This window comes from Streptomyces sp. NPDC042201, from assembly GCF_055582185.1.
The window spans coordinates 214,945-231,412 of record NZ_JBVJDS010000009.1; the positions used below are offsets into that span (position 1 = coordinate 214,945).

Consider the following 16,468-nt stretch of genomic DNA (forward strand, 5'->3'; position numbering starts at 1 on the left):
GACCGGACAGGGCCTAGCCGGTGTCATGGCCGGGGCCGCGGGCCCGCGCGAACCGGTCCCGTCCCTCGGCAAGATCCACGATCGGGTCCGGATAGTCGAGCCGGGCCCGGTCCTGGCCCGCCAGTAGCCACGGCTGGTGGACGGCCGGCCCCTCCAGGCCGGCCAGTTCCGGCACCCAGCGCCGTACGTAGTCGCCCAGCGGGTCGAACCGCTTGGCCTGGGTGAGCGGATTCAGGACGCGGTTGGGCCGGGTGTCCGTGCCGGTGCCCGCCACCCACTGCCAGTTGAGCTGGTTGTTGGCGAGATCCCCGTCCACCAGCAGATCCAGGAAGTGGCGCGCGCCGACGCGCCAGTCCACGTACAGCGTCTTGGTGAGGAAGCTCGCCACCAGCAGCCGGCCGCGGTTGTGCATCCAGCCCTCGTACAGCAGCTGGCGCATGGCCGCGTCGACGACGGGATATCCGGTACGCCCCGCCCGCCAGGCGGCGGCCTCCTTCTCGTCCGTACGCCAGCGGTCGCCGCGCTCCCGGTAGTCCGACCACGCCGCCTGCGGGCGGGCCGCCAGCACCTGGTGATGGAAGTCCCGCCAGGCCAGCTGGCGCTCGAACGCCGCCGCCCCCGCACTACGCCTGCGCCGCGCCCGGTGGACCAGCTCCACCGGCGAGAGACAGCCGAAGTGGAGGTAGGGGGAGAGCCGGGAGGTGGCATCGCCCGGAAGGTCGTCGTGCCGGTCCTCGTACGACCCGATCCCGCCTGCGAGCCACGATGTCAGCAGCGTGCGGCCCACCTCCTCGCCGCCCTGGGCGAGGCCGGGTGACACCCCCTCGACCGCGCCCCACTCCGGCAGCGGGCCGCCGCAGATCGCGGGGGGCACCCGTACCGTCCGGGGCGCGTCCAGCACCTCGCGCGTCCTGGTCCCCTCCCAGCGGCGGAAGTACGGGGTGAAGACCGCGAAGTGGTCCTTGCCCGAGGGGGCGATCTGCCCCGGTGGCACAGCGGTGATCACCGCGTCGTGCACCACGAGCCGGACCCCCGCGCTCCCCAGCTCCGTACGCAGCCGCTCCTCCCTGCGCACCGCGTACCCGCTCACCCCGCCCGCGACATGGACCTGGCCCGCGCCGCTCTCGCGCACCATCCGGCAGACCTGTTCGACGACCTCACCCGTACGGACCACCAGCCGGCCGCCGCGCGCCCGCAGCCCGGCGTCCAGAGAGGCCAGGCAGTCGGCCAGAAAGGCCAGGCGGTTGGGGGCGTCGAAGCCCGCCGCCCCGATCCCCCGGTCGCGCACGAACAGCGGTACCACCTCGTCGGCGGCGCGCAGGGCGGCGCGCAGCACCGGCTGGTCGTGGACCCGCAGATCCGAGGTGAAGAGCACCACCGCAACGCTCATGGACCTGTCCTTACGCGGTCGGGAAGTTCATCAGGGCCAGTGGGTCGGAGGTGGGCTGCGCCGAGCCGCCCACCGGTTCCACCGTGATGCCCATACCCGAGGCCGCGCCAACGGGGCCGGCCATCAGTACGGCATCCGAGCCGTTCGCGGGGTCCATCAGACCTGCGGGGCGCATCTTCCCGCCGTCGTTGTACCAGAGCTGATAGACCTTGCCGCTGGGCGGTTTCGGCATCCCCGACGCGATGAACGCGGCCTTGTCCCGGTCACGCGAGACCACGACCGTGCCGGTCGCGCCGTCCGTCAGCTTTCCGGTGGTGATCTTGGCGTCCGGCGCGGCGAGCACCGTGGCCAGCGCCTCGGCCCGCTGCTGCGACGCCTGTGCCTGCCGCTGCGCGTCCCGCGCCTCCTGGTGCTGCCACACCGCGACCCCGCCGAACGCGGCCGCCGCTGCCAGGCACGCGGCCAGGGCGAAGCGGGACAGCGCGCGTCCCCGGGCCGCGCCGCCGCCGGGGCGGGACTGCGGGGTGACCCTCGGCGGGTCCTGCCGCTCGGTGGCGATCCGGCGGAGCACCACCTGCTTCAGGCCGGGCGGCGGTGTCACGGTCACGGCCTGCCCCAGCCGGGCCGCGGTGGCGGCCAGTTCGCGTACCTCCTGGGAACAGGCCGGGCACGCCTCCAGATGCCGTTCGAAGTCGGCGCGCTCCTGCGGCGCCAGCGCGTGCAGTGCGTACGCGCCGGTCAGCGTGTGCAGATCCGCGGTGATCATGCGGTCACCCCCAAGCAGTCGCGCAGCCGGATCAGACCGTCGCGCAGGCGAGTTTTGACCGTGCCCAGCGGGACCGAGAGCAGCTCGGCCACTTCCCGGTAGGCCAGCCCCTGGTAGTACGCCATCGTCACGGACTGGCGCTGAAGCTCGGTGAGGGTACGCAGACAGCGCCGCACCTGCTCCCGTTCGAGGCGTGCCTCCACCTGTTCGGTGACCTCGTCGAAGGCCGGGGTCCGGTCCAGCAGTGCGGCTCTGTGCTCCCGGTCGCTGGAGGCCTGGGCCGAACGCACCCGGTCCACCGCCCGGCGGTGGGCGAGGGTGAGCACCCAGGTCATGGCGCTGCCACGGGTGGGCTGGAAGCGGGTGGCGGTACGCCAGACCTCCAGCAGCACCTCCTGAGCCACCTCTTCCGACTGGGCCGGGTCGCGCAGGACGGAGCGCACCAGTCCCAGGACGGGGCCGCAGACCACGTCGTACACGCGCGCGAAGGCCTCCTGGTCGCCCCGGGCCACGTCGCCCATCAGTTCCTGCAGATCGGGCCCCGCCGAAGCGGGTCCGCCGATGTGTACGGCTTCTTTCACGCGGCTTTCCTCCACGGTACGAACGCGTCCTTCGAGCAATCCGAGCAGACTCCAGCACTGATTCGGAGCCGCGGCCCCGATGGATTGGTCGTGGGGACCGGCGATTTTCGGGGAGTTCCGCGATGCCGGCCCGTCCCGGCCTCCCCCGGCCGGTTCCGGCCGGGGGAGGCCGGAGAAACGACGGAACCCCGGCGCGGACCTGCTGCCCGCGCCGGGGTTCCGTCGTCGTCGTGCCGCCAGTTCAGGCCGCGCTCTCCTGCTCGCGCTCCACCTGCTCGTTCCACTCGCGCTTGACGGCCCGCCACGCCTCGTCGGTCTGGCCGAGCCGCCAGTAGCCCGAGATCGACAGCCGCTCGCGCGGGATGCTCCGTTCCATCCGCAGATGACGGCGCAGCTCCTTCACGAAACCGGCCTCGCCGTGCACGAAGGCGTGCACGTCACCGTCGGGGAAGTCCAGTCCGCGCACGGCGGCGACCAGCGCCTCGCCCACCGGACGGCTGCCGCGGTGCAGCCAGGTGATCTCGATCCCGTCCGGAGCCGCGATCTTCTGCTCCTCCGCGGGGCCGGGGATCTCGACGAAGGCACGCACGACGGCGCCCGCCGGGGCCCGCTCCAGCGACGCGGCGATAGCGGGCAGCGCGCTCTCGTCACCGACCAGCAGATGCCAGCCGGCGGCCGGGTCCGGCGCGTATCCGCCGCCGGGGCCGAGGAAGCGCATGGTGTCGCCCGGCTTCGCGCGCGCCGCCCACGGTCCGGCCAGGCCCTCGTCGCCGTGCACCACGAAATCGACGGTCATCTCTCCGGCCGCCGGATCCCAGGCCCGCACGGTGTACGTACGGGTGGTGGGCCACTGGTCGCGAGGGAACTCCGCGCGGATCCGCTCCATGTCGAACGGCTCGGGGTAGGACACACCCTCGGGCGCGAACAGCACCTTGATGTAGTGATCGGTGAACTCACCGGCCCCCAGCTCCGCCGGCCCTTCACCGCCCAGGACGAGACGCACCATGTGCGGGGTGATCCACTCGGTGCGCAGGACCTGCGCCTCACGTGCCTGCGGTGCCTTGCGGGCCGGCTGTTCTGCCACGATGGTCTCCCCTGACTCTCGCGCTGCTTAGGCTTGCCTAACCTAGCACTTCAGCGCTGGAGGGTGACGAGGAGCCGTTGCAGCGCCCCACCGAGTCCCCAGCGCTCGGCGAGGGCGTCGAGGGCGGCGGGATCACGCGGTGCGGCCGGCAGCGCCGGGTCGAAATCCGGCAGGGGTACGTCACCGGCGACCCGCACCACCGTCGGTGCGACCGCCACGTAGGCCCGGGCCTCGTCGAGCCGCTTGCGCTGCGAGGGAGTGAGCTTCGCGCGCGGATCGTCCACCGCCGCCATGATCCCCGCCAGGTCGCCGAAGGCGTCGAGCAGCTTGGCCGCGGTCTTCTCGCCGATCCCGGGCACGCCGGGCAGCCCGTCGCTCGGGTCGCCGCGCAGCAGGGCCAGATCGACATAGCCGGGGCCGTCCACGCCGTACTTCTCGCGCAGCGCCGCCTCGTCCGTGAGCTGGAGCGTCCCGACCCCCTTCAGCGGATACAGCACCCGCACGCCCCGGGCGTCGTCGACCAGCTGATAGAGATCGCGGTCGCCGGTGACGATGTCCACCGGGCCCGTCGCCCGGCCGGCCAGCGTGCCGATCACATCGTCCGCCTCGTACCCCGCGACACCGACCCGGGCGATGCCGAGCGCGTCGAGCACCGCCTCGATGACCGGGACCTGCGGCGCCAGCGTGTCCGGCGTCTCCTCCTCGTCCGGTCCCTCCGCACGCGCCTGCGCCACCCGGTGGGCCTTGTACGAGGGGATCAGGTCCACCCGCCACTGCGGCCGCCAGTCGGCGTCCATGCACGCCACCAGCTCGTCCGGGTGGTGGTCCTGCACCAGTCGTGCGATGAAGTCGAGCAGGCCGCGCACCGCGTTGACCGGGGTGCCGTCCGGGGCCCGTACGGAATCGGGAACCCCGAAATAGGCGCGGAAGTAGAGGGAAGCGGTGTCGAGGAGCATCAGGCGTCGCGTCACATCCCCGATGATGCCGCAGCCCACTGACAGTCGCCGACCGCCACCGGCCGGCCCGCGCGAGCGGTCTCCGGCAAGGGCGAAGCCGCGCCCACTGTGGCCTGGATCACTTATTTGTTTGGCATGTGCAAGTGAGGGCAGGCGCGCACCCGGAGCGGACCAGGCTGCGGTGTTCTACACCGCTGCCTGGCGAGCGGGCCGAACCCGTCCCGCTCCACGGCCCGCCCGCGGGGGTGGCGGGACGTTTTCCGTTCAACGCGCGAGGTGTATGTGTCCAGGCTGCAAGCCGAACACCTGTACAAGGTATTCGGCAGACGACCAGATGAAGCCGTGACGAAGCTCGAAAGCGGCACTGACCGTGACGAGCTCCGCACCGACGGTACAACCGCAGCGGTGATCGACGCCACCTTCTCGGTCGAGCCCGGCCAGATATTCGTCGTGATGGGCCTGTCGGGATCCGGCAAGTCCACCCTGCTGCGCATGCTCAACGGGCTGCTCGAACCGACCTCGGGACGGGTGCTCTTCGACGGCGAGGACCTGACCGCCCTGAGCCCGCAGGCGCTCCGCGACGTCCGCTCCACCAAGATCAGCATGGTGTTCCAGCACTTCGCCCTCTTCCCGCACCGCAGCGTTCTGGAGAACGCCGGGTACGGGCTCGAGGTCCAGGGTGTGCCCCGCCAGGAGCGGGAGAAACGCGCCGCGGAGGCGCTCGAGCTGACCGGCCTGGGCGGCTGGGAGGCGTCCTGGCCCGACGAGCTCTCGGGCGGCATGCAGCAGCGTGTCGGCCTTGCCCGCGCGCTCGCCACCGACGCCGATCTGCTGCTGATGGACGAGTCCTTCAGCGCGCTCGACCCGCTGATCCGCCGCGATATGCAGGATCAGCTGCTCCAGCTGCAGAAGCGGCTCAAGAAGACCATCGTGTTCATCACCCACGACCTCAACGAGGCCATGCGCCTCGGTGACCGGATCGCGGTCATGCGCGACGGTGAGATCGTCCAGATGGGCAGCGCCGAGGACATTCTCGTCACCCCGGCCAACGACTACGTCGCCTCCTTCACCCAGGACGTCGACCGCTCCCGGGTGCTCACCGCCGGTGCGATCATGGCCGACCCGGAGACCGCCTTCGGCGCCCGGACGGACAACGGCCAGGAGCTGCGTACCGCCGCGGACGTGCTCGCCGCCGCGCCCGCCAGCGTGGCCGAGTCCACCCCGATCATCGAGCTGTTCACCCCCTGCTCCACCAGCGGGGTTCCCGTGGCCGTCACCGACTCCGACGGCGAGCTCGTCGGAGTCGTACCCCGGGCCAGGCTGCTGGCCGTCCTCGGTGAGCCGATGAAGCCCGCGGCTGTGGCCGACGCCCCGGTCAGGCCGCCGGTCTCCGTCGACAAGGCGGTGGCCCGTGCCTAGGCTCCCGCTCGGTGACTGGGTCGACAGTGCCGTCGACTTCCTCCAGAACCATCTCGCCTGGCTGTTCGACGCGATCGGCTCGATCGTCTCCGGCATGTACGACGGCATCAACGCGGTGCTCTCCGCTCCTGAGCCGCTGCTCCTCGCCGGCATCCTCGCCGTCCTCGCCTGGTGGCTCCGTGGCCTCTCCGCGGGTGTGCTCACCTTCGTCGGCTTCGCCCTGATCGACTCCATCGAGTTGTGGGACGAGTCGATGGAGACCCTCTCGCTGGTGCTGGTCGCGACCATCGTGGTGCTGGTCATCGCGATACCGCTCGGCATCTGGGCCGCGCGCTCCAAGACGGTCAGCTCCCTCATCCGGCCGGTGCTCGACCTGATGCAGACCATGCCCGCCATGGTCTATCTGATCCCGGGCGTCGTCTTCTTCGGTATCGGCGCCGTGCCCGGCATCATCGCCACGATCATCTTCGCCCTGCCGCCCGGGGTCCGGATGACCGAGCTCGGCATCCGCCAGGTCGACGGCGAGCTCGTCGAGGCCGCCGAGGCGTTCGGTACGAGCCCCCGCAACACCCTGCTGCGGGTCCAGCTGCCGCTGGCCCTCCAGACGATCATGGCCGGTATCAACCAGGTCATCATGCTGGGTCTCTCCATGGTGGTCATCGCCGGCATGGTCGGCGGCGGCGGCCTCGGCGGCGCCGTCTACCGCGCGCTCGGCAACATCGACATCGGCCTCGGCTTCGAGGCGGGCCTCTCCGTCGTCATCCTGGCGGTGTACCTGGACCGGATCACCGGTGCGCTCAGCCTTCAGGTGTCCCCGGTCGGCCGCCGCGCACTGGCCAAGGCGAAGGAACTGACCGGCGGACTGAAGATCTGGAACCACCGTCCGCAGCCCGTCGTCGCCGTCGCCGGTGTGGTCGTCCTCGCGCTCGTCGCGGGAGGCCTCGGCCTGTTCGGCGGCTCCCCGGCCGGCAACACCGCCTCCGGCTCCGGCAATGTCGGTCAGGGCAAGAAGATCAGCATGGGGTACATCCCCTGGGACGAGGGCATCGCCTCCACCTTCCTCTGGAAGGAGCTGCTGGAGCGGCGCGGCTACGAGGTCGACGCCAGGCAGTACGAGGCCGGCTCGCTCTACACCGGACAGGCGAGCGGTCAGATCGACCTCCAGACCGACTCCTGGCTGCCGGTCACCCACGCCACGTACTGGGCCAAGTACAAGGACAAGCTGGAGGACATGGGGGCCTGGTACGACAAGACCTCCCTGGAGATCTCCGTGCCCTCGTACGTGAAGGGCGTCAAGTCCCTGGCCGACCTGAAGGGCCAGAGCTCCACCTTCAAGGGCCGGATCGTCGGCATCGAGCCCAGCGCGGGCGAGATGGGCCTCCTCAAGGACAAGGTCCTCAAGGCGTACGGCCTCGACAGTGAGTACAAGCTCATCGACGGCTCCACGTCCGGCATGCTCGCCGAGCTGAAGCGCGCGTACGCGAAGAAGGAACCCATCGCCGTCGTGCTCTGGTCGCCGCACTGGGCCTACAACGATTACGACCTGACGAAGCTGGCGGACCCCAAGAAGTCCTTCGGCGCGGAGAGCGACGGCGTCCACACGCTGGCCCGCAAGGGCTTCTCCTCGGACAACCCGCAGGTCGCCTCGTGGCTCAAGAACTTCACCATGACCGAGAAGCAGCTCACCAGCCTTGAGGCCACGATCCAGACGTCCGGCAAGGGCAAGGAGCAGGAGGCGGTCCGCGCCTGGCTCAAGAAGAACCCCGGCGTCGCCGAGAAGTGGACCCCGGTCGCCAAGGCCGGCAAGGCCGCGAACGGCAAGGACGAGCGCGAGCGGCCGATCGAGGTCGCGTGGTTCCCGTGGGAGGAGGACATCGCCGCCACCTATCTGTGGAAGGCCGTCCTGGAGGAGCGCGGGTACACGATGAACCTCAAGCAGTTCGAGGTCGGTCCGATGTACGCCGCGATGTCCCGCGGTCAGATCGATGTCCAGTTCGACGGCTGGCTGCCCAATACCCAGAAGAGGTATTGGGACCGCTACCGCGACAGCCTGACCGATCTCGGGTCCTGGTACGGCCCGACCTCGCTGGAGATCGCCGTCCCCTCGTACGTGAAGGGCGTCGACTCCCTCGACGACCTCAAGGGGCGCGGGGACGAGTTCAAGGGCCGCGTGGTCGGGATCGAGCCCGGCACCGAGACCATGAACATCCTCAAGAACACGGTCCTGCCGGGCTATGGGCTCGACAAGGAGTACGAGGCCGTCGACAGCTCCACCCCCGGCATGCTCGCCGAGCTGAAGCGGGCGTACGCGAAGAAGGAGCCGATCGCGGTCATGCTGTGGACCCCGCACTGGGCCTACAGCGAGTACGACCTGACCAAGCTGAAGGACCCCAAGAAGGGCTTCGGGGAGGGCGACAGGATCACCACCGTCGCGCACAAGGACTTCCCGGAGAACTACCCGCGGCTGACCGAATGGTTCAAGGACTTCACACTGAGCGAGGAACAGCTCGCCGGGCTGGAGAACGAGATCCAGAAGCGCGGCGCGGGCCATGAGGAAGAGGCCGTGAAGGCCTGGATGGACGAGAATCCGGGCATCGCGGACACGATGGCCCCGCGGTAGCGGGAAGCGTCCCTGGAAGGGGTGGGCGTCGCCGGCGGCGAGGCCCACCCCTTCCGCGCGTTCCGCTCCGGCGCCGCGGCGCGCATCATTGACCCGAGGGCCGCACCGCCCTCCTCGACCGTGTGTTCGTACCGACGGAGGGTTCGGCACCGGGTGAGGCAGGACAGCTCTTGTACCGGCGTCAACTCTGAGAAGATGACGATCCGGTCGGGAGGGAGCCCAGTCATGGACGACAAGGAAGCGCTCAGGGTGGGCGCGGCCGTCCGCAGACGGCGCAGGTCCCTGGGCCTGACGCTGGCGGCGGTCGCCGCCCGCAGCGGACTGTCCGTGCCCTTCCTCAGCCAGATCGAGAACGAACGGGCCCGGCCGAGCGTCCGCTCGCTGGAGCGGGTGGCCGACGCCCTGGAGACCACCCCCGCCACGCTGCACGCGGCCGCCGACTCGGCGCGCACCGTCGATGTCGTACGGGCCGACGACGCCGGTCCCGGGGTCCGCCGGGTGGTGCGCGGCGGGCATCAGCTGAACGCCAAGGAGTTCACCGGCGAGCAGGACACCGGCCGGGAGTACCAGCACCGCAACGACGAGGTGATGTACATCGCCGACGGCGCCGTGGAGGTGGAGGCCGAGGGGCGGGCGTACCGCCTGGAGCGCGGCGACACCCTGTATCTGTCCGGTGGCGTACGGCACCGCTGGCGGGCCACCGAGCCGGGCACCCGCATCCTGGTCGTCGCCGTCGCCGAACACATCGACGCGACCGTCGACCCCCGGCGCTGACCGGCTGCCCCGCGGCCCGTCCGGCGTAACCCCGCACGGACGGTTTCTCAGGCGGTACGGGCCATCGCCGGCCGGGGCACCCGCGGCGCCGGGAGCAGCGCTCCGCCGAACAGTCCGCGCAGCGTGCACCACCCGGCCACCGCCCAGGCCGTCACCAGTAGTACGAACAGGCCCACCGCGAGCCATTCCAGCGCGACCAGACCGGTGTGGCGCCCCAGTGTCTCCGCGCCCGTGACGCAGGTGCCGACCGGGAAGGTGAAGGCCCACCACGTCATCGTGAACCGCATCCCGCGCCGGACGGCACGCACCACGAGGGCCGCCGCGAACGCCAGCCACAGCAGCGCGAACCCCATCACCGGCACGCCGTAGACCACGGCGAAGGCCGCCAGGGCGGGTGCGTACGGACCACCGACCGCCGTGGGCGCCGCGTCGGCCAGCTGGTTGACCGCGGTGGTCGACTGCCCCAGCGGGCCGAGGACCAGAAAGAGCGCCGGGGTCAGCGCGAGCGGCAGCGGGCCGTGCACCACCAGCCGGCCGAAGACCAGCGGCAGCATCATCAGCGTGGCGAGCAGGCTCAGCCCGAACAGCGCGTAGCAGCCGAACAGCAGGGCCGCGCGGCCCTGGCCCGCCGGCAGATGCGGCGCCAGCAGCGGTCCTGTCGCCGCCGAGACCATCGGCGTCACCACCGGCAGCAGCCAGACCGGCGACACGTCCGCCGGTTCCAGCCGGTGGCGTACGACCATCAGATACGGAATCGTCACGGCGACCGCGAGCCCGAGGAGCGTTCCCGCGCCGAACAGCACCGCGTCCACGGCCACCGCGGCCCGCACACCGAGGACGTCCCGGCCCACGGTGAGGGTGGCGGCTCCGACGGCCAGCAGCGCCATCGCCATACATCCGTAGAAGGGCGCCACCGCCGGGTCGAGCAGCTGGGCGCGCGCCTGGTCGCGGTGGTACAGCCAGTGTCCGGCGCGCGCGGTCAGCACGACGGCGAGCAGCGCCGCCGACAGGGCCCACACCACCACCCAGGCCGGCCGCAGCGCGGGGATGTCCAGGGGGAGCCCGGCCCCCGCGCTCGCCACGATCGCGGTCCCCATCACCGTCGCGTACCAGTTGGGTCCGAGCTGCCGGAGCCGGGGCAGCCGTACCCCGGGGACGGCGCCCGGAGCGCGTGCGAAGGAGTCCACGGAGGAGTGCGCGAGGGCGGCCATGCGTCCACTGTCGTGGCCCCGCACGACCCCCACCAGCCCCATTGTTCCTATGAGGTCATAACCTGAGCTTATGACTGACGTGCCTGTCGATGCCCCCCTCGCCCACCGGGTGCCCGACCTCGGCGCGCTGGAGCTGCTGCTCGCCGTCGCCCGGCTGGGCAGCCTCGGCCGGGCCGCCCGGGAGACCGGCATCACGCAGCCCGCCGCCAGCAGCCGTATCCGGGCCATGGAACGCCAGCTCGGGGTGGCCCTGGTGGACCGCTCGCCCCGCGGCTCCCGGCTCACCGAGGCCGGAACCCTGGTCACCGACTGGGCCCGGCGTGTCGTGGAGGCCGCCGAGGCGTTCGACGCGGGAGCACAGGCGCTGCGCGACCGCAGGGACTCCCGGCTGCGCGTCGTGGCCAGCATGACGATCGCCGAATACCTGCTGCCCGGCTGGCTGATAGCGCTCCGCCGGGCCCGCCCCGGCACCGCCGTCTCGCTGCGGGCGGGCAACTCCGCCGCCGTCGCGGAGCGGCTCCTCACCCATGAGGCGGACCTCGGCTTCGTCGAGGGCCTGGCCGCGCCCGGCGGACTCGACTCCGCCGTCATCGGGCACGACCGGCTGGTCCTCGTCGCCGCTCCCGGCCATCCCTGGGCCCGCCGTGGCACGCCGCTCGATCCGGCGGAGCTGGCCAGGACCCCGCTGATCCTGCGCGAACCCGGGTCCGGCACGCGTCAGGTGCTGGACGCGGGGCTCGCCGCGTACGGCGGCCTCGCCGAGCCGCTGCTCGAACTGGCCTCCACCACCGCGCTGAAGGCCGCCGCGGTCAGCGGGGCCGGGCCCTGTGTGCTCAGCGAGCTCGCGGTCGGCGAGGAGCTGGCGGCCCGCCGGCTCGTCAGGGTGCCGGTGGAGGGCGTACGGCTGCGCCGCGACCTGCGCGCGGTCTGGCCGGCCGGCACCCGCCCGGCGGGCCCGGCCCGCGACCTGCTGGCCCTGACGCGCGGGTCGGCCCTCGGCTGACGACGACCGGCCCTCCGTACGGCCCTGGCAGCAGGGATCAGGGCCGTACACGCCTCAGGGCCGTACCCGCCTCAGGGCCGTACCCGCCTCAGAGCCGTACCCGCCTCAGGGCCGGACACGACCTACGCGGCGCCGACCGGAGCGGCCCGGACCTGCGCGGCCCGGACCAGCGCGGTCATCACCCGGGTGTCCTCGCCCATCTCCGGATGCCACTGGACGCCCAGCGCCCACCGTGGGTCCGGCAGTTCGACCGCCTCGACCGTGCCGTCCGCCGCGAACGCCGACACGGTCAGCCCCTTACCGAGCCGGTCGACCGTCTGATGGTGGTGCGTCGGGACAGCGGACTCCTCCGGCACCAGATCGCCGTAGCGGGTGCCCGGCACCGGTGTCACCGGATGCTCGCCGAAGGTGCCGGTGACCGGCGAGGTGTGCCCCTCCACATGCTGGAGGAGCGTCCCGCCCAGCGCCACATTGAGCAGCTGCATCCCCCGGCAGATCCCCAGCAGCGGGGTGCCAGAGGCCAGGGCGGCCTCGATCAGGGCGAGCTCCCAGGCGTCCCGCTCCCGGGCCGGCGGTCCGGTGCGGGGGTGCGGCTCGGCTCCGTACCGTACGGGCTCCACGTCCGGGCCGCCCGCGATCACCACCCCGTCGAGCCGCGCCACCACCGCGGCCGCCGAGGCCGGCTCGTCCGGCGGGAGCATCACGGCCAGCCCGCCGGCCCGCTGGACCAGCCGGGGATAGCCGGCGGGCAGCAGCGCCGCGGGCAGATTCCAGACACCCCAGGCGGCGGACGCCTCCAGATAGGTGCTGACGCCGATGAGCGGCTTCACAGATCGGTCCTCCGTCGTTCTCGTGCGGGCTTCGGCTTCGGTCAGTCGCGTTCGAGTTCGGCCTCGGCCGCAGCCAGGGCCGCGAACTCCTCCTCGGGGGCGGCCGCGACCAGCCGGTGCCGACTGTAGAAGGTGAAGTACGCGAGTGCGACGACATAGACGCCGAGTGCGATGAATGCCGCGTCCTTGTCCACCAGGAAGGTCGCGACCAGCGCGGACAGGGCCAGCACGAACGCCACGCCGGAGGTGAGCATGCCGCCGGGCGTGCGGTAGGGGCGGGGCAGCCCCGGCTCGCGGCGGCGCAGCACGAGATGGGACAGGGCCATCAGGGCGTACGAGATGGTGGCGCCGAACACCGCGACATTCAGCATCCGTCCGCCGTCGCCGCTGCCCGCCGCGAGGGCGAAGCCGATCGCGCCCGGGATCAGCAGACCCAGATAGGGGGCTTTACGGCCGCTGGTCAGGGAGAGGAAGCGGGGCAGATAGCCGGCGCGGGAGAGCGCGAACAGCTGCCGGGATCCGGCGTAGATGAGGGAGAAGAAGGAGGCGACGAGACCGGCCAGACCCGCGTAGTTCACGAACCGGCTCAGCGGTGTCGGATCGCCGTCCCCCTGGAGCGCGACCACCAGCGGATTGCCCGCGTCCTGCACAGCGGCCGAGCCGCGCGCGCCGGTCGCCGCGAAGAAGGTGATCAGCGCGAGCAGCACCAGCACGCCCATGGAGATGGACAGCGCCCTGGGCATCGACCGCACCGGGTCCTTGGCCTCCTCGGCGGCCAGCGGCACACCCTCCACACCGAGGAAGAACCACATGCCGAACGGGAAGGCCGCCCAGATGCCCAGCACGCCGTACGGCAGCCAGGAGCCCGAGCCGAACGCGTCCTGGTCGACGGGGATGTCGTTGAGGCCGCTCGCGTCGAACTCGGTGAAGGCGCCGACCGCGAAGATCAGCAGCGCCGCCACCGCGACGGCCGTCACCACCAGACTGAAGCGCAGCGCCTCGCCGACGCCCCAGAGATGGATCCCGATGAAGATCGCGAAGCAGGCCAGATAGACCGGCCAGCCGGCCGTCAGCCCGAAGAGATTGAGCGACTCGACATAGTCGCCGATGAAGATGGAGATCGCGGCCGGCGCGAGGATGTACTCGATGAGGATGGCCGTACCGGTGAGGAAGCCGCCCCAGGTGCCGAGAGCGCGCCGGGCGAAGCCATAACCACCGCCCGCGGTGGGCAGGATGGCGGACAGCTCGGCGAGCGAGAAGACCAGACAGGCGTACATCACGCCCATCAGCAGCGTGGCGATGGCGAGGCCGCCGAAGCCGCCCTCGGAGAGACCGATGTTCCAGCCCGAGAAGTCCCCGGAGACGACATAGGCGACGCCGAGACCGGTGAGCAGCAGCCAGCCGGCGCTGCCACGGCGCAGCGTGCGCCGCTTCAGATAGTCGGCGTCCGGCGGAGCGGCGCCTTCGGCCGCCGCGGGGGGTGGGACGCGCGAGTCGGTGCCGTCGGACATGAGCAGCTCCTGCCTCGGGGTAATGGAGTGAGGCCATACCATTGCCGCCGGAACAGCTGTGCGCAAGCCCCCTGCGTTAAACGGCTGTTACGGATGGGCGCCGCGGCCCGCCCCGCCCTCGGAGGCCGTCCGACCGGCTCTCAGGTGAGAAAGCCCCGCAGCAGCGCGGCCGTGCCGCCGCAGTGTTCGCGCGCTATCTCCCGCGCCCCGTCCGCGTCCCCGTCCAGCACCGCCCCGACCAGTGCGGTGTGCTGCCGCTGTGAGTGCTCCAGATTCCGTACGAGCAGCGGGATGCAGTCCAGGAGATCGTTCGCCGTCGCCCGCACGGCCGCGTACTGCGCGGCCAGGGTCGCGGAGCCGGACAGCTCGGCGAGCGTGAGATGCAGCAGCGTGTCCAGCCTGCGGTACTCCGTCAGCGGTGCGTCGTGCGTCGCGGCCAGCGCCGACCGCAGCCGCTCCGACTGCTCACCGGTCAGCCCGTGCGCCGCGCACAGCCCCGCCGCGCCGACCTCCAGCACCTCCCGGAAGCGCAGGATGTCCTCCATGTCCACGCCCGCCACCCGGCGCCGCAGCTCCTCCCCGGCGCCCTGGGCCGGGGCGCCGGGCCGTGGCCGTACGAACGTCCCGCCGTATCTGCCGCGCCGGCTCTCCACCAGTCCCTGGTCCTGGAGGACCTTGAGCACCTCGCGCAGCGTCACCCGGCTGATCCGCAGCCGGTCGGACAACTCCCGCTCGGCGGGCAGCCGTTCGCCGCCGGCCACCAGACCGAGCCGTACGACCTGGAGGATCTGCTCCAGGGCCTCCTCGAAACCGTTTCCCGCCCGCACGGGCCGCAGCACCGGAGTCAGCGGGTCCATCGGCAGGTTCTTCTTCACCATGTCGCCGTTTCCCCTTCCCAACCAAAGGTCTCCAGGAATACCTTATGACCTCCGGCTGACCGAAGGAGGAGTAATCCCGTGGCAGACCGCACACCCCCGCTCGGCGTCGAGGAACTTCGCATCCTCGTGGAGAGCGGCGAGATCGACACGGTCGTCCTGGCCTTCCCCGATATGCAGGGCCGGCTCCAGGGCAAGCGGTTCGCCGCGCCCTTCTTCCTCGAAGAGGTCCTGGAACACGGCAGCGAGGGATGCAACTACCTCCTCGCCGTCGACACCGAGATGAACACCGTCGACGGCTACGCGATGTCCTCCTGGGACCGCGGCTACGGCGACTTCGCCATGCGCCCCGACCTCTCCACCCTGCGCCGGATCCCCTGGAACGAGGGTACGGCGCTGCTCATCGCCGACCTCGCGTGGAGCGACGGCTCGCCCGTCGTCGCGGCGCCCCGCCAGATCCTGCGCCGCCAGCTGGAGCGTCTCGCCGAGCACGGCTACACCGCGCACGTGGGCACGGAGCTGGAGTTCATCGTCTTCAAGGACACCTTCGAGCAGGCCTGGGACAGCCACTACCGCGGCCTGACCCCCGCCAACCAGTACAACGTCGACTACTCCGTCCTCGGCACCGGCCGTATCGAGCCCCTGCTGCGCCGGATCCGCAACGAGATGGCGGCCGCGGGACTGACCGTCGAGTCCGCCAAGGGCGAGTGCAACCCCGGCCAGCACGAGATCGCCTTCAAGTACGACGAAGCGCTCGTCACCTGCGACCAGCACGCCGTCTACAAGACCGGCGCGAAGGAGATCGCCTCCCAGGAGGGGGTCTCGCTCACCTTCATGGCCAAGTACAACGAGCGGGAGGGCAACTCCTGCCACATCCATCTCTCGCTCCAGGACGAGGACGGCACCAACGTCATGGCCGGGGACGGCCCCGGCGGAATGTCCCCCGTGATGCGCCACTTCCTGGCGGGCCAGCTCGCCGCGCTGCGCGACTTCTCCCTGCTTTACGCGCCCACCATCAACTCGTACAAGCGCTTCCAGCCCGGCTCCTTCGCCCCCACCGCCGTCGCCTGGGGCTACGACAACCGCACCTGCTCGCTGCGGGTCGTCGGCCACGGCCGGTCCATGCGCTTCGAGAACCGGCTGCCCGGCGGGGACGTCAATCCGCACCTCGCCGTCGCGGGCCTGGTCGCCGCGGGGCTGTACGGGATAGAGAACGAACTGGAACTCCCCGAGGCCTGCGCGGGGAACGCCTACAGCGCCGGGTACGAGCAGGTCCCCACCACCCTGCGCGAAGCCGCCGAGCTCTGGGAGAACAGCCCCATCGCCCGCGCCGCCTTCGGCGACGAAGTCGTCGCCCACTACCGCAATATGGCGCGCGTCGAGGTGGAGGCATTCGACGCCGCGGTGACCGACTGGGAGCTTCGCCGCTCCTTCGAACGCCTGTGAGG

Annotated in this window: 14 protein-coding genes; 5 read left to right on the forward strand and 9 right to left on the reverse strand. The window is 71.5% G+C overall.

The genetic code is table 11. The annotated features are described in order from the left end of the window. Positions 1-13: 13 nt before the first annotated feature. The 5 genes from ACZ6MZ_RS22995 to ACZ6MZ_RS23015 form a co-directional block, all read right to left on the reverse strand. Positions 14-1,390, reverse strand: a complete 1,377-nt coding sequence (locus ACZ6MZ_RS22995; RefSeq protein WP_469353934.1) for a cryptochrome/photolyase family protein — start codon at positions 1,388-1,390, stop codon at positions 14-16. Positions 1,391-1,400: 10 nt separating this feature from the next. Next, positions 1,401-2,156 carry an anti-sigma factor gene (locus ACZ6MZ_RS23000; protein WP_469353935.1) on the reverse strand — a complete coding sequence of 252 codons (756 nt, stop codon included), beginning with the start codon at positions 2,154-2,156 and terminating at the stop codon, positions 1,401-1,403. Then, a complete protein-coding gene (locus tag ACZ6MZ_RS23005) occupies positions 2,153-2,737 on the reverse strand; it encodes a sigma-70 family RNA polymerase sigma factor (protein ID WP_389677250.1) in 585 nt (194 codons plus the stop codon). Before ACZ6MZ_RS23005 ends, ACZ6MZ_RS23000 begins: the two co-directional genes overlap by 4 nt. Before the next feature lie 241 nt (positions 2,738-2,978). Next, entirely contained in the window at positions 2,979-3,821 is an 843-nt protein-coding gene (locus ACZ6MZ_RS23010) for a siderophore-interacting protein (RefSeq protein WP_389783451.1), read from the reverse strand. A gap of 50 nt (positions 3,822-3,871) precedes the next feature. Continuing rightward, positions 3,872-4,777, reverse strand: a complete 906-nt coding sequence (locus ACZ6MZ_RS23015; protein WP_389783621.1) for a 5'-3' exonuclease — start codon at positions 4,775-4,777, stop codon at positions 3,872-3,874. 282 nt (positions 4,778-5,059) lie between these two features. On the opposite strand from ACZ6MZ_RS23015, the gene ACZ6MZ_RS23020 reads away from it, so the two are divergent. From ACZ6MZ_RS23020 to ACZ6MZ_RS23030, 3 genes are all read left to right on the forward strand, one after another. Further along, complete coding sequence (locus ACZ6MZ_RS23020; RefSeq protein WP_384185358.1) at positions 5,060-6,196, forward strand: quaternary amine ABC transporter ATP-binding protein; 1,137 nt, start codon at positions 5,060-5,062, stop codon at positions 6,194-6,196. Then, positions 6,189-8,816 (forward strand): ABC transporter permease/substrate binding protein, encoded by a 2,628-nt coding sequence (locus ACZ6MZ_RS23025; RefSeq protein WP_469353938.1) that lies wholly within the window; start codon positions 6,189-6,191, stop codon positions 8,814-8,816. The genes ACZ6MZ_RS23020 and ACZ6MZ_RS23025 overlap by 8 nt, the downstream gene beginning before the upstream one ends. Positions 8,817-9,041: 225 nt before the next feature. Further along, complete coding sequence (locus ACZ6MZ_RS23030; protein WP_384185364.1) at positions 9,042-9,590, forward strand: helix-turn-helix domain-containing protein; 549 nt, start codon at positions 9,042-9,044, stop codon at positions 9,588-9,590. Positions 9,591-9,637: 47 nt separating this feature from the next. Here ACZ6MZ_RS23030 and ACZ6MZ_RS23035 read toward each other — a convergent pair whose 3' ends face one another. Continuing rightward, positions 9,638-10,801, reverse strand: coding sequence for a TDT family transporter (locus tag ACZ6MZ_RS23035; RefSeq protein WP_469353939.1), 1,164 nt, complete (start codon positions 10,799-10,801; stop codon positions 9,638-9,640). 70 nt (positions 10,802-10,871) lie between these two features. Between ACZ6MZ_RS23035 and ACZ6MZ_RS23040 the strand changes: the two genes are divergently transcribed. Then, positions 10,872-11,804 (forward strand): LysR family transcriptional regulator, encoded by a 933-nt coding sequence (locus ACZ6MZ_RS23040; protein ID WP_469353940.1) that lies wholly within the window; start codon positions 10,872-10,874, stop codon positions 11,802-11,804. A gap of 122 nt (positions 11,805-11,926) precedes the next feature. Here ACZ6MZ_RS23040 and ACZ6MZ_RS23045 read toward each other — a convergent pair whose 3' ends face one another. From ACZ6MZ_RS23045 to ACZ6MZ_RS23055, 3 genes are all read right to left on the reverse strand, one after another. Beyond that, positions 11,927-12,634 carry a gamma-glutamyl-gamma-aminobutyrate hydrolase family protein gene (locus ACZ6MZ_RS23045; protein WP_469353942.1) on the reverse strand — a complete coding sequence of 236 codons (708 nt, stop codon included), beginning with the start codon at positions 12,632-12,634 and terminating at the stop codon, positions 11,927-11,929. A gap of 41 nt (positions 12,635-12,675) precedes the next feature. Further along, positions 12,676-14,145 carry an ethanolamine permease gene (gene eat, locus ACZ6MZ_RS23050; RefSeq protein ID WP_384185374.1) on the reverse strand — a complete coding sequence of 490 codons (1,470 nt, stop codon included), beginning with the start codon at positions 14,143-14,145 and terminating at the stop codon, positions 12,676-12,678. Between the two features lie 140 nt (positions 14,146-14,285). Then, a complete protein-coding gene (locus tag ACZ6MZ_RS23055) occupies positions 14,286-15,023 on the reverse strand; it encodes a FadR/GntR family transcriptional regulator (RefSeq protein ID WP_384330021.1) in 738 nt (245 codons plus the stop codon). 78 nt (positions 15,024-15,101) lie between these two features. Between ACZ6MZ_RS23055 and ACZ6MZ_RS23060 the strand changes: the two genes are divergently transcribed. Continuing rightward, a complete protein-coding gene (locus ACZ6MZ_RS23060; RefSeq protein ID WP_389677238.1) occupies positions 15,102-16,466 on the forward strand; it encodes a glutamine synthetase family protein in 1,365 nt (454 codons plus the stop codon). Positions 16,467-16,468 lie beyond the last annotated feature (2 nt).